Genomic DNA, 12,156 nt, shown 5'->3' with positions numbered 1-12,156 from the left:
TCTCAGGTTGGGCGCGCGGCGCAGATCGGATTGCCGTTCGCTGTTCGCAGGGGGAGCAAGGTCACCTCCACCGGGCCGTTGTGCTCGTACCAATAACAGCCGTCTTCCGGCCTGAGGCGGGCGGTCGAAACGTCTTGATCGGGTGCCGCCATCGCCACCACGCTTTCGGGCACGTTCCCGATCGCGTTTGCGGTATCGCTGCTGTCGCTCGGTGAAATGGCACACCCGGCGGCGAGCATTAACGTGGGCAGGACCATCACGTTACGTTTTTGCATGATCGATTGCATTGGGTTTCCTTTCGCATTTGCTTTCTGCCTCGCAAAAACGGGGCAATCCGCTGTCAGACCTACCAAAAAACGGGACATGAAGACCAACCGATTTTTCACTTGAAGCTCTAGTTGCTGTAGGTGCTATGTCAATCTGAACTGTCCGAATCCCGAGGTCCGTTCATGCCGTCTGATATCCACCGCCATGATGATACCGACGCTCCGCAGGCATCCGGCGACGGCTGCTGCGGAGGCAGTCGAAGCTGTGGCGACGTCGCTCCAGTGACGCTCGCGCCGTATGCCGGGCGCAGCTTTCAGGTTTCAGGCCTCGATTGCGCCGAGGAGGTCGCGATCCTGAACAAGGTGGTCGGCCCGAAGATCGGCGGGGCGGAGCATCTCGCGTTCGACGTGATCAATGGACGGATGACCATCCTCGACAGCGCAAGGAAGGTATCGGACGGCGAAGTTGCAGAACTGGTGGCAAGCACCGGCATGACCGCCAAGCCCTGGGATGCCGAAAACGCGTCGGTCGACCAGGTGGCCCATCTTGCACGACAGCGGCTGTTTACGGCGCTCAGCGGCGGCTTCTGGGCCGCGGGATTTCTGTGGCACATCATCGAGACCGGCATGGGTGGGGCGCTCGGCCTTTTCGCGGGGCACGGCGAAGCGCCGATGCCACTGGTCGAGGCAGGGCTGTTCGCGGTTGCGATCCTGTTCGGTGTCTGGCTCGTGGCACCCAAGGCATGGTCGTCCGCACGTCGGCTGTCGCCGGACATGAACCTGCTCATGGTTGTCGCCGTGGCCGGTGCCATCGGGCTTGGCGAATTCTTCGAGGCGGCAACAGTGGCGTTCTTCTTTTCATTGTCCCTCTTTCTCGAAAGCTGGAGCGTCGGGCGCGCGCGGAACGCGGTTTCGGCGCTTTTGGATCTCGCGCCACCGACGGCGCGCGTGATCCGCGAAGACGGAAGCGAGGCCGAAGTGCCGGCAGCGCAGGTCGCGGTCGGCGAGCGCTTTATCGTGCGAGGTGGCGACCGTATCCCGCTCGACGGCGAGGTGACGGGTGGCGCGGGCGCCGTCGATCAGGCGCCGATTACCGGGGAAAGCGCTTTGATACCCAAGGAGGCCGGAGATGAAGTCTATGCGGGCACGATCAACGGCGAAGGCACACTGACGGTGCGCGCCACGAAGGCCGCCTCGGACACCGTGTTGGCCAAGATCATCCGCATGGTCGGCGACGCCCATGCCCGTCGCGCGCCAGTGGAGCAATGGGTGGCGAAGTTCGCCCGCATCTACACGCCTATCGTCATGGCTCTCGCCATCGCAATGGCCTTGCTGCCGCCGCTCATTTTCGGTGGGGCCTGGGATTATTGGTTCTACAATGCACTCGTGCTGCTGGTGATCGCTTGCCCATGCGCTCTGGTCATCTCGACCCCTGTCTCCATCGTCGCGGCGCTCACTGCTTCGGCGCGTGCGGGCGTACTCATCAAGGGTGGTGCCTATGTCGAGGCACCGGGTCGGACCACCGCGCTGGCCATGGACAAGACTGGCACAATCACAATGGGCGAGCCCGAGGTGGCGGCGGTGCATCCGCTGGGTAGAGCATCGGCGCAGGATCTGATGACCCTCGCCGCTGGGCTCGAGGCACGTTCCTCGCATCCCTTGGCGCGCGCCATTCTCGCACGGGCAGAAGCGGACGGCATCAAGGTGTCCGCCGCGGAAGATACCCGAACCGTTCCCGGTAGGGGACTTGAAGGACGCACTGACGGCCGGTCGATCTGGCTAGGGTCGGACCGGTTTGCCAAGGAGAAGGGTTTCGGCGACGCCATTCCGAAGGATTTGCGCGACCGCATCGAAGGAGCTGGCAGCACCCTTGTTGCCGTGGGCGACGACACCGGCGTGACCGGCATCCTGGAATTGCGCGACCGTATCCGCCCCGACGCCAAGGGCATCGTGGCACAGCTCCACGCGCAAGGCGTGAAGACCATCGTCATGCTGACGGGCGACAACGAGCGGACAGCGCGCGCCGTTGCAGCCGAGGTCGGCATCGACGAGGTTCGCGCCGAGCTTCTGCCCGAAGACAAAGCGACAGCCATCGAAGAACTGGTCGAAACGCATGACATGGTGGCCATGATCGGCGACGGGGTGAACGACGCCCCCGCCATGGCGCGTGCGCATTACGCCATCGCGATGGGTGCTGTTGGTTCGGACGCGGCAATCGAGACGGCGGATATTGCCCTGATGACCGACGACCTCGGCAAGGTGCCTTGGCTGATCGGTCATTCGCGCCGGACAATGTCGATTATCCATCAGAACATCGGTATTTCCTTGGCGACCAAGGGCGTTTTCGTTGTCGCTACTGCGTTCGGAGTGGCATCGATGTGGGGCGCTATTGCAGCCGACGTAGGAGTGTCATTGCTGGTGGTGGCCAACGCCCTGCGCCTGCTGAACAGCCAAGAGGCCAAGGCGCCTCCGTCCGGCGGTGAGCGGGTTGGCCCACAGATGGCAAAGGCCGCGCTTGCCCACGGACATTGATCACGCTGCATTTGCGAGGTAACGTGATGTCCATATCAGACCTCACCAAAGAGGCATGAGCAGTGAAGACCATCCGATTTCCCCGCCGCGCCGTCCTGTTGGGCGGGTTGGCAGCGTTTCTGTCCGGCTGCGCCAGCAAGTTCCGCAGCTATGGCGGACCCGAGGTGACCCGTGTTCGGCTTTACAAGGGACAGCGCTTGCTTGTTCTCGACGGAGCCGATCGAGTATTGCAAACCTATCCGGTCGGACTGGGTTTCGCGCCCGAGGGTCACAAGCAATTCGAGGGAGACGGCCGGACTCCGGAGGGCACCTACATAGTCGATAAGCGCAACCCTGAAAGTACGTATCATCTTTCAGTTGGCATCTCTTATCCGAACGAGGCCGACATCGCCTTTGCCGAAGCGCAGGGCCTTTCCCCCGGCGGCGACATCTTCATCCATGGTGGTCCACGCCCGGGCATCGACCCAACGGACGTCCGCGACTGGACAGCTGGCTGCATCGCGGTCACGGATCGGGAGATCGAGGACATCTATGCAATGGTGAAGGACGGAACACCTATCCACATCTTTGCATGACGGTGTTTCTCATGCGGCGGTAGCGCGCCGTCGCATTGGCCGCCATTGCCCAGCTCCACGAAGCCAAGATGAGCACCAACAGCATCCAGTCCCCGAAGCTCGCGTAGAGTGACGGCGGCCGCGCGGAGGGCAGGCTTGCGTTGATGATGCCCGTTTCGCCGGTATCGAGCCGCGCAACGATCTCTCCGTTCGCGTCGATGACCGCAGAGATGCCCGTATTCGCGGCTCGGATGACTGGAAGGCCTTCCTCTACGGCGCGCATACGTGCGGAAGCCAGATGCTGCTCGGGTCCGATGCTGGTGCCAAACCAGGCATCGTTTGTCGCGTTGAAAATCCAGTCAGGTCGGAACAGGTCGTCGACCACATGGCTTGGGAAGATGACCTCATAGCAGATCGCCACGGCGACCAGCGGCACACCCGGAAGCGCAAGCGTTCGGAGGCCCGGTCCGGGCGTAAAATCGCCCAGCCCCGCCGTGAGCCGCTCGATGGGCAACCAGCCGCGAAATGGCACATATTCGCCGAACGGCACGAGATGGTGTTTCGCGTATCCCTCGCCCAGCAGAGATACGGCGACGGCCAATCCTTCGGGCGCATTCTGAAGCCCGATGCCGATGGCGAGCGGCAGACCGCCCTCCATACCTCCGGATCCGAAGCCGACCCCCACGGCAAGGCCTTCGGGGAAGTTGTGGATCGTGATCGCAATGATGAACAACCAGACCCGCCGCAAAGACGCCGCTTCGGGCCCTTCGCGTCCCGTCTTGAAGTGCTCGTGCGGCAGCTTTTCGTTCATCAGGGCGACAGCCCCCATGCCCAGAAGAATCGAAACGCATACGATGGCCGCAGGCATCGCGCCGTTTTCGAACATCGGCTCCGCCGCATCCAATGCCGGGATGATCAGCGAAAAGAAAGAAGCGGCGAGCATCACACCGGCAGCGAAGCCGAGCGACAGATCGCGTGTGGCCCGAGACGGGATGCGCCCGAACAGCACGGGAACTGCTCCGACTGCTGTGAGCGATCCGGCGGCAAGACTTCCGAGAAAGCCGAGCATTATCGGAGACAGATTTTCCATGGGCGGGCCAGATTATCCTTCGGCGTAGCTCGAAAAGACTTCCGTCGACCCGTCCTTGCGGATGAGGACGACATCATAGGCCTCGCGGTCGTCTTCTGGCCCCATGCCGGGCGAGCCATAGGGCATCCCCGGAACAGCGAGGCCGACGGCGTCCGGGCGCTCCTCGAGAAGGCGGCGGATGTCAGCGGCTGGGACATGGCCCTCGATCGCGTAGCCGTCAATGAGCGCGGTGTGGCAGGAGACCATGCGCTGCGGCACGCCGTTGTCTAGCTTGAAGCGCACGAGAAGCCCGCCGAACATGTCCTGGCCGGTCGGCACAAACCCGTTCTCTTCGAGATGTTTCATCCACGAGAGGCAGCAGCCGCATCCGTTGGTCTTGCGGACGTCGATCGCCGTTGCCTCTGCGAGGGCCTGGGCCGCTGGGAACAGGGCGAGCGTGATGGCAAGAGCTTGGGTCATGCGTTTCATGGGTCAGAGCCTTTCGGTTGTCGTTTTGGCAATCTCGCTGCCGAGGTTTTCATTCAGAAGCGCCCGCGCCTCGGCCAGACGCGAGAGCGCGGCGGTATCATCCGCATCGCTCTCGGCCGCTTCTGCGAGCCGGTCGTCAGAGAGGGGGTCAGTCGGGCGCCCATCCACGAGCACCTCATAGTGCAGGTTCGGACCTGTCGCCGTGCCAGTCGCGCCGACGCGGCCGATCACGTCTCCCGCAGCAACGCGTTGGCCTTGTGCCAAGTCTTCGGGCACGGCGCTCAGATGCGCGTAGCGCGTCATGGTGTCGGAGCCGTGCAAGATTTCGACCACGCGACCATATCCGCCGCGCCAGCCGATGAAATTGACCCGCCCCGGTGCCGTCGCTTGAACCGGTGTCCCGCGTGCCGCTGCAAAATCGACGCCGGTGTGCATCCGGACGTTGCCAAAGACCGGATGCGTGCGGCGCCCGAACACCGAGCTGAGGCGCGCACCCTCGACCGGCTGTGCGAAGACGCGCAGCACCTCGCCATCGACGTAGATCGTCGCCTTACCGCTGCCGTCGTCAGGCCATACGATCTCGTAGAGCGAACCGCCGATCTCCAGTGCGGCGAAGGCGAGTTCGGGCTGTCCGATCCTGTCCTCGCCGACCCGCGCCTCACGCCAGAGAAGCCTTAGTGTTTCGCCGCCGGCCATCTCGCGGCGGAAATCCACGGTCCCACCCAGCATCTGCGCAAGGTCCACGGAAAAACGGGCGGGTATGCCGGCTTCGTCGAGTGCCGCGAAGATCGAGCTGTCGATCACGGCTTCGCCGGCAAGGGTTACGATCTCCGGATCCGGAGCCACGACCTGTGTGGACAACTGCTCGCCGAAAACCACCTCGATCCGAACCCCGTCCTCGACGGCGAGTGAGAAGGTGCGGGGGCTGCCGTCCATGGTCGAAGCAACAGTGACCGAGTGCCCCGGCCGCAGCCGTCGCAGATCGTATTCCGCGCCAAGCGCGAGGGCAACTTCGGCTCTGTCAGGTGCCGCAAGTCCAGCTTCGGACAGCAAGAAATCGAGCGTCTCGCCAGGTGCAATGTCGCGCGACCACATCGACAGCGGTGGCTCGATCGCCCTTACCGGCCTGTCGGCAAACGCGACCTGCAGAAGGGGCAGGGGGCCGAGGTCGGGTGCATCTTCTGCCCATACCGTCACGGGCAGCGTCACGGGGATGTCAACGTTCTGGGGGGCTTCAGGACCTTGGGGCATCCAGCTACCTGCCTGGGCAAGTTCCGGCGGCACGGGTTCTTTCGACATGGAATCAGAGATGGCGATAGCCGCTCTCGAAACCGTCCCCGCAATTGCGACACAAGCCGCCAAAGTTCTGAGCCTCATGTCGCCCCCTCCATTTCTTCTTCCAGCGCGCGGCGGATCTTCGGCACCGCGAATTCTTTGGGCTCGTGATAGTCGATCATGGTGACGAATCGCCCAGAGGCTGCGAACAGGAAGACGCTCGCGGTGTGGTTCATCGTGTAATCGCCGCTCTCCGCCGGTACTCGCTCGTAGGTGGCGCGGAAGCCGTCCGCGACGCGCGCTATCTGCTCTTCCGGTCCCGTCCAGCCGCGGATCGCCGGATGGAAGTAGCCGACATATTCGGCCATCGTTTCGACAGTGTCGCGCTCGGGATCGACCGTGATGAAAACCACGTTCATCTCGTCGGCCTCGTCTCCCAGATCGTCGAGCCATCCCGAAATGTCCGATAGCGTGGTCGGGCAGACATCGGGACAGTAGGTGAAGCCAAAGAACGCCATCGTCGGTCGCCCGATGAGGGTTTCCGGCCCGACCGCGTTGCCCTCATGATCCGTCAGACGGAAGTCCATCTCGGTAAGGGTCACAGGCCGCTGCCCGACAGGTGCGGGTGCACCGGGTCCGTCGACCCGCCACCAACCGACGAAGAGCATCAGGGCGACCGCCCCAACAACGGCCGCGCCGTACACCAGGATCGCCCGTCGCCGCATCAGTCCTCCGGCCCCCGCGCGGCGATGCCGAGGATCGGCACCTCGACCGTCACTTCGCCTCCGTCGTCGAAAAGCAGGGTCAGCGGAAAGGTTTCCCCTTCCGTCATCGGTTCTTGCAGCCGCATCAGCATTCCGTGCAGGCCCCCCGGTTCGAGCGCGACGCTCTCGCCCGGCGCGATCGCGATCTCCCCCGCCGGGCTCATGGAGCTTACACCTTCGGCATTTGTCTTCGTCTCGTGAATTTCGGGCATCATCGCGAGCGGTGTTGTAAGGCCGATCAGCGTCACCGGCTCGTCGCCAGTGTTGCGGATCGTCATGTAGGCGGCTCCGGGACGGTTCATCCCGATGGAGGCGCGGGACCACGCGTTCTCTACGACAACATCCTCGGGTCCGGCCAGCGCGGGCACCGAGAGCCCGCCAAGGGTCAAAAGCGCCGCCAGTGTGCTGGTCAAAAAATACTTTTTCATCGTATTGATCTTGCCCTTTCCATTCAGCTTTGCGCGGCAGCGACTTCGGCAGCCACCAATCGCCGCAGTTCTGCCTCCCCGAACGGATCGAGCGGCTTGCCGTTCACGAAGAATGTGGGCGTCTGGCGAATTCCCACGGTCTCGACGTCAGCACGATCCTGGTTCAGGATCGCCACGACATCGGGTGCCAGCATTTGCGTGCGCGCGGCCTCGGCATCGAGTCCGGCCGTGGCGGCGATTTGAAGGATCAGACCAGGCTCCGGGGCACCGTGCGACGCCCATCTCGGCTGTTCCCGCAAAACGGCCTCGAGCACCGGCACGTAAATGTCCTGCATGCGCGCCGCCTCGAGCACGCGGATCGCTTCCTCGGATGCCGCGCCGTGGAAGGGCGTGTAGCGGATCACGACGCGGACAGCATCTCCATGCTCGGCCATGATGTCCTTCACGATGGGATGAAAGGCGCGACAGGCCTCGCAGGCCGGATCGAAGAATTCGACGATCGTGACGGGCGCTTCCGCAGGCCCGAGGATGGGCGAGTAGGGGCGGATCATCGCGTCCGCGAGTTCCGGCGCAACGGGCTCCGCTTCGGCCACCGGGCCAGGGCGGGTTGCAAACCAGGTGGCTCCGCCGAAACCGGCGACGCCGAGGGCGAGAACGGACAGGATCAGGCCGCGTCGGTTCATGTTCGTGTGTCCTTCAGTGAAAGGGCCGACAGCGCCCCGATCAGCGCGAAGGCGGCGAGCGCCATCAGCGGGATCGGGATGCCGAAGACCAGTTGGTTGTCATCGGTGCAAGAGGGGCCGGTGGCCGTGCAGGGCTGGATGCGTTCGGGAACAAGACCGACGTACAGCCCCATGTGCCAGAGGGCGATTGCGCCGCCGCCAAGCGCCAATGCGATGCCGTAGCGCCCCACGCGGCCGTCCCGCCACCAAAGGCCGAGCCCGAGGACAATGGCCAAGGGGAACATGAAGGCGCGCTGGAACCAGCACAGCACACAGGCCGTCTGCCCCAGCACCTCGCCGATGAAAAGCACGGCAAGCGAGGCGACGAGCGCGATGATCCACGCCAGCCCGAGGGCTGTTTCTCCGGATATGCGGTTCATTTCGGTCAGATCCTCTCTTCCAGATCGGCGAGGATCTCTTCGGCGGAGGTGCCGTAGGGCCACGAGTCGGCGAAGCCCGCGTCGGGATCGAAGAGGAACAGATGCGACGTGTGGCCCATCGTGTAACCATCCGGCGCCGCAGCCTCTTCGACGCGTTCGAAGAAGATCGGAAAGGTCTCGGATGTGGCGGCGGTCTGTTCCGGCGTGCCGGTCAGCCCGATGATGCCCGCATCGAACAGCGGGACGTATTCGGCGAGTGCTGCGGGCGTGTCTCGTTCAGGGTCGATTGTTATGAAAATCGGCTGGACCTTGGCGGCATCGTCGCCCAGACCGTCCATCACCGCCGCGACCTCGGATAGGGTCGTCGGGCAGACGTCGGGGCAGTTGGTAAAGCCGAAAAAAACCAGCATCCAGCGCCCCGCAAAGTCCTCCTCGGTTCGAACCATACCCTGGTGGTCCGTCAGTTCAAACTCAGCGAAAAAAGGCGGTTCGGCGTCGGTTCGGGCGCGGTCGGAACGATAGTCGGACCAGAGCAGAAGCCACACGAAGGCAAACGCCGCGACGCCCGCCGATACCCAAAGAAGTTTCTGCACCGATCTAAGTGACAATCCCGTTCGCCTGCCATTGATTCTTGTGTGTTTGCGCGTCTACATCCTCTAGCCACTGAAGGTTCAAGCGTGAAGATGGCGCTTTGATGCGACATCACGCGCCTGTGAATCCCGCACTTGCCCGCTCCCGCGGCAAAACCTACAACGACTGTATACTTTCCCTGGAGGGGAGAATGCTCACGATCGGCACTCTGTCAAAGAAGACCGGCACGAAGGTGCAGACCATCCGGTACTACGAGCAGATCGGGCTCATGCCCGAACCTGGCCGGACCGAGGGCGGACAGAGGCGCTACGACAGTTCACAGCTCGATCGCCTGTCCTTCATCCGCCACTCGCGGCAACTCGGCTTCTCGCTGGATGCGATCCGCGAACTGCTCGACCTCAGCGACCATCCCAATCGACCCTGCGACGAGGCCGATGCGATTGCGCGTCGCCAACTCAAACAGGTGGAGCAACGCATGGCCCGCTTGAAGGCACTGCGCACCGAACTGAAACGGATGGTCCACGAGTGCAGCGGCGGGCGGACGGCGGATTGCCGGGTGCTGGAGGTGTTGCGGGACCATTCTGAATGTCTGACCGAGCACGACGAGATCGGGGCCTGATTGGACCATGCCAATGTCGCGGCAGGAACTTAGACCAGCCGCAGGAGTTCTTCGATCGTAAACCACGAGCCGAAAACGAGAAATGGCCGCAGAACAAGATTCAAAAGAGAGACGCACGCTCTGGATCGTTCTGGCGCTCAATATCGGTCTGGCCGTGGCTTTTTTTGCAACCGGTGCGTTCGGCGATTCCAGCGCCTTGATCGCCAACGGCCTCGACAACCTTTCCGACAGCTTCGTCTACGCCATCAGCCTGTTTGCGCTGTCCCGGTCCGGCAAGTGGAAACGCGGCGCGGCGAACGTCTCCGGCTGGCTGTTGATCCTGTTCGCCGCCGGCATCCTCTATGATGCGTGGCGGCGCTATGTCGGCGGGTCGGATCCGCTCGGGACGATCATGATCACCATGGCCCTGATCGCCGCGGCGATCAACGCGGTCTGCGTCTGGTTGCTCGCCCGACTCCGCGAACCGGACGTCAACATCCGCGCGGCGAACACCTTCAGCTGGAACGACTTCGCCGCGAACCTCGGGATCGTCGTGGCTGGCGGTCTCGTCGCCTGGCTGGGAACGAACTGGCCGGACCTAGTCGTGGGTGTGGTCGTGGCCGGGATCGCGGCGTGGGGCGGTATCGACATCCTGCGCGATGCACACGGCGAACACCACAAAGCCGTTCATGCCGACGACCGGTAGCGATTGATCGCCTTCTGAGAAAAGGGACTTGAAGCTACAGTCGCTGGAGCATCTATGTAGATCCTCGCCAGGCTCGAGGAGATGCATCTTGCCCGCCGTTGACCCCTTGCTGACAGCCACGCGGCTGCTGGATTTCGAAGCCGCTCCTATTGCGGATCTGGTCGCGGGCCGCGGCTGGCAGGCTTTTGGCGAGCATGACCGGATCGGTGCCGCCTATGATTTCGTCCGAAACGAGATCGCTTTCGGCTACAATCGTGCCGACGACATCCCGGCCTCAGAAGTGCTGTCGGACGGCTACGGCCAGTGCAACACCAAGGGCACGCTGCTCATGGCGTTGCTACGTGGCCTTGGCATTCGGTGTCGCCTGCATGGCTTCACCATCCACAAGGCGCTCCAGCGCGGTGTCGTGCCCGAGTGGGTTTATCCGCTGGCCCCCGCGGAAATCCTCCACTCTTGGGTAGAGGTCGAGACCGAGAATGGATGGATCAATCTCGAAGGGTTCATCCTGGACACGCCCTTTCTGAAATCGCTGCAACGGGCGTTCATCGAGATGGAAAGCCTTTGCGGCTACGGGGCCAGCACCGACTGCTTGAGCGGCCCACCGGTCGAGTGGACCGGCGACGACACTTACATCCAGAAGACCGGCATCGCCCGCGATCTCGGAACATACGCTATACCAGACGAATTCTACCGGGGGCATCGCCAGGACTTCGGCGCCTTGCGCGACTGGCTCTATCGCCACGTCATCCGCCACTGGATGAACAGACGCGTGCGCGCAATTAGGCGGGGCAAGGTGCCGCAAATCCCCGGCCTCACTCGCCCGAACCATCTTCATGAGGAGACGCACCGTGCCGCATGATCACGGCCATGCTCACATCGATCCCGCATCCGGTGACCGGCGCGTGTCCATCGCCATCTGGGCGAACGCCCTTCTGACCGTCGCGCAGGTCTTCGGCGGTATCCTGTCAGGCAGCCTCGCGCTGATCGCGGACGCGCTGCACAACTTCTCAGACATGGCGTCGCTGGTGATCGCCTTCGCGGCGCGCAAGATTGCGCGGCGGCCCGCCGACGAACGCATGACCTTCGGATACGGCCGGATCGAGATCGTCGTGGCGCTGATCAACTACACGACACTCATCCTCGTCGGCGTTTACCTCATCTACGAGGGCGGTATGCGCATGATCGATCCACCCGAGGTGCAGGGTTGGACCGTCGTGATCCTCGGCGGCGTGGCGCTCGTGGTCGACACTCTGACTGCGTCGCTCACCTGGTCAATGCAGAAGGGCAGCGTGAACATCCGTGCGCTCTTCCTGCACAACCTCTCGGATGCGCTCGCCTCGGTCGCCGTAATCGTCGGCGGCACGCTGATCATTCTCTACGACCTGCGCTGGGTCGATCCCGCAATCACCATCGGCATCGCGCTATACATACTGTATCTCGCGCTGACCGAGATTGGCGGCCCGATCCGGACATTGATGCTGGGCAGCCCGCCGGATATCGACAATTTGACCGTGATCGCCGCGATCCGGGACGTGGATGGCGTTACGGATGTCCACCACGTGCACCTATGGCAGATGCAGGAACACGAGTCGGCGCTCGATTGCCACGTGGTCGTCGCCGAAGATGGATGGGTGAGGATGGAGGCCATCAAGGGCGATATCAAAGCACGACTGAGCGAGCGCTTCGGCATCGCTCATTCCAGCCTCGAATTCGAGAATGAAAGGAACGCCCACACCAACGCCAACCTCTACGGTCACGGTGGTAATGGCCGTGAATGATCAG

General features: G+C 63.1%; 15 protein-coding genes and 1 pseudogene. 6 read left to right on the top strand and 10 right to left on the bottom strand.

Annotation, left to right across the window (positions count from 1 at the left end; translation table 11 throughout):
• Window positions 1-2: 2 nt before the first annotated feature.
• Window positions 3-287 carry a hypothetical protein gene (locus MU516_RS07810; RefSeq protein WP_260276649.1) on the bottom strand — a complete coding sequence of 95 codons (285 nt, stop codon included), beginning with the start codon at window positions 285-287 and terminating at the stop codon, window positions 3-5.
• 162 nt (window positions 288-449) lie between these two features.
• Between MU516_RS07810 and MU516_RS07805 the strand changes: the two genes are divergently transcribed.
• Entirely contained in the window at window positions 450-2,798 is a 2,349-nt protein-coding gene (locus MU516_RS07805; RefSeq protein WP_260276648.1) for a heavy metal translocating P-type ATPase, read from the top strand.
• Between the two features lie 62 nt (window positions 2,799-2,860).
• Complete coding sequence (locus tag MU516_RS07800; RefSeq protein ID WP_260276647.1) at window positions 2,861-3,373, top strand: L,D-transpeptidase family protein; 513 nt, start codon at window positions 2,861-2,863, stop codon at window positions 3,371-3,373.
• Here the strand turns inward: MU516_RS07800 and lnt are convergent.
• The 9 genes and pseudogenes from lnt to MU516_RS07755 form a co-directional block, all read right to left on the bottom strand.
• Window positions 3,354-3,932 (bottom strand): apolipoprotein N-acyltransferase, encoded by a 579-nt coding sequence (lnt, locus tag MU516_RS07795; RefSeq protein WP_345780854.1) that lies wholly within the window; start codon window positions 3,930-3,932, stop codon window positions 3,354-3,356. The genes MU516_RS07800 and lnt overlap by 20 nt on opposite strands.
• A pseudogene (locus MU516_RS07790) lies at window positions 3,912-4,442 on the bottom strand (ZIP family metal transporter); the annotation flags it as partial. The pseudogene MU516_RS07790 and the gene lnt, both read right to left, overlap by 21 nt.
• Before the next feature lie 12 nt (window positions 4,443-4,454).
• Entirely contained in the window at window positions 4,455-4,910 is a 456-nt protein-coding gene (locus MU516_RS07785) for a DUF411 domain-containing protein (RefSeq protein ID WP_260276646.1), read from the bottom strand.
• A 3-nt stretch (window positions 4,911-4,913) separates the two neighbouring features.
• Complete coding sequence (locus MU516_RS07780) at window positions 4,914-6,287, bottom strand: M23 family metallopeptidase (RefSeq protein WP_260276645.1); 1,374 nt, start codon at window positions 6,285-6,287, stop codon at window positions 4,914-4,916.
• Window positions 6,284-6,910: an SCO family protein gene (locus tag MU516_RS07775; RefSeq protein ID WP_040610611.1), complete on the bottom strand. Its 627-nt coding sequence runs from the start codon at window positions 6,908-6,910 to the stop codon at window positions 6,284-6,286. The genes MU516_RS07780 and MU516_RS07775 overlap by 4 nt, the downstream gene beginning before the upstream one ends.
• Window positions 6,910-7,377 (bottom strand): copper chaperone PCu(A)C, encoded by a 468-nt coding sequence (locus tag MU516_RS07770; protein WP_040610612.1) that lies wholly within the window; start codon window positions 7,375-7,377, stop codon window positions 6,910-6,912. The genes MU516_RS07775 and MU516_RS07770 overlap by 1 nt, the downstream gene beginning before the upstream one ends.
• Window positions 7,378-7,400: 23 nt before the next feature.
• Entirely contained in the window at window positions 7,401-8,060 is a 660-nt protein-coding gene (locus tag MU516_RS07765; protein ID WP_007426241.1) for a DsbA family protein, read from the bottom strand.
• Window positions 8,057-8,479, bottom strand: coding sequence for a disulfide bond formation protein B (locus MU516_RS07760; RefSeq protein WP_007426242.1), 423 nt, complete (start codon window positions 8,477-8,479; stop codon window positions 8,057-8,059). The genes MU516_RS07765 and MU516_RS07760 overlap by 4 nt, the downstream gene beginning before the upstream one ends.
• Window positions 8,480-8,484: 5 nt before the next feature.
• Window positions 8,485-9,087 (bottom strand): SCO family protein, encoded by a 603-nt coding sequence (locus MU516_RS07755; RefSeq protein ID WP_260276644.1) that lies wholly within the window; start codon window positions 9,085-9,087, stop codon window positions 8,485-8,487.
• Between the two features lie 173 nt (window positions 9,088-9,260).
• On the opposite strand from MU516_RS07755, the gene MU516_RS07750 reads away from it, so the two are divergent.
• The 4 genes from MU516_RS07750 (at window position 9,261) to MU516_RS07735 (ending at window position 12,152) form a co-directional block, all read left to right on the top strand.
• The gene (locus MU516_RS07750) at window positions 9,261-9,689 is read left to right on the top strand and encodes a MerR family transcriptional regulator (protein WP_260276643.1); all 429 of its coding nucleotides are present in this window, start codon (window positions 9,261-9,263) and stop codon (window positions 9,687-9,689) included.
• A gap of 82 nt (window positions 9,690-9,771) precedes the next feature.
• Window positions 9,772-10,374: a cation efflux transmembrane domain-containing protein gene (locus MU516_RS07745; RefSeq protein WP_260276642.1), complete on the top strand. Its 603-nt coding sequence runs from the start codon at window positions 9,772-9,774 to the stop codon at window positions 10,372-10,374.
• Between the two features lie 88 nt (window positions 10,375-10,462).
• Window positions 10,463-11,233 carry a transglutaminase-like domain-containing protein gene (locus MU516_RS07740; RefSeq protein WP_260276641.1) on the top strand — a complete coding sequence of 257 codons (771 nt, stop codon included), beginning with the start codon at window positions 10,463-10,465 and terminating at the stop codon, window positions 11,231-11,233.
• A complete protein-coding gene (locus tag MU516_RS07735; RefSeq protein WP_260276640.1) occupies window positions 11,223-12,152 on the top strand; it encodes a cation diffusion facilitator family transporter in 930 nt (309 codons plus the stop codon). Before MU516_RS07740 ends, MU516_RS07735 begins: the two co-directional genes overlap by 11 nt.
• Window positions 12,153-12,156: the final 4 nt, after the last annotated feature.

It is taken from the genome of Paracoccus maritimus (genome assembly GCF_025195095.1).
Lineage (GTDB): Bacteria > Pseudomonadota > Alphaproteobacteria > Rhodobacterales > Rhodobacteraceae > Paracoccus > Paracoccus maritimus.
Note: the sequence above shows the minus strand (reverse complement) of the source record. Positions and strands in the feature narration are given on the sequence as shown.

Bases quoted from the DNA above. Each gene is read 5' to 3' on its own strand.
- MU516_RS07750 (WP_260276643.1), top strand. From the start codon at position 9,261: ATGCTCACGATCGGCACTCTGTCAAAGAAGACCGGCACGAAGGTGCAG.
- MU516_RS07780 (WP_260276645.1), bottom strand. From the start codon at position 6,287: ATGAGGCTCAGAACTTTGGCGGCTTGTGTCGCAATTGCGGGGACGGTT.
- MU516_RS07785 (WP_260276646.1), bottom strand. From the start codon at position 4,910: ATGAAACGCATGACCCAAGCTCTTGCCATCACGCTCGCCCTGTTCCCA.
- MU516_RS07805 (WP_260276648.1), top strand. From the start codon at position 450: ATGCCGTCTGATATCCACCGCCATGATGATACCGACGCTCCGCAGGCA.
- MU516_RS07765 (WP_007426241.1), bottom strand. From the start codon at position 8,060: ATGAACCGACGCGGCCTGATCCTGTCCGTTCTCGCCCTCGGCGTCGCC.
- MU516_RS07745 (WP_260276642.1), top strand. From the start codon at position 9,772: ATGGCCGCAGAACAAGATTCAAAAGAGAGACGCACGCTCTGGATCGTT.
- MU516_RS07775 (WP_040610611.1), bottom strand. From the start codon at position 6,910: ATGCGGCGACGGGCGATCCTGGTGTACGGCGCGGCCGTTGTTGGGGCG.
- MU516_RS07810 (WP_260276649.1), bottom strand. From the start codon at position 287: ATGCAATCGATCATGCAAAAACGTAACGTGATGGTCCTGCCCACGTTA.
- MU516_RS07770 (WP_040610612.1), bottom strand. From the start codon at position 7,377: ATGAAAAAGTATTTTTTGACCAGCACACTGGCGGCGCTTTTGACCCTT.
- MU516_RS07760 (WP_007426242.1), bottom strand. From the start codon at position 8,479: ATGAACCGCATATCCGGAGAAACAGCCCTCGGGCTGGCGTGGATCATC.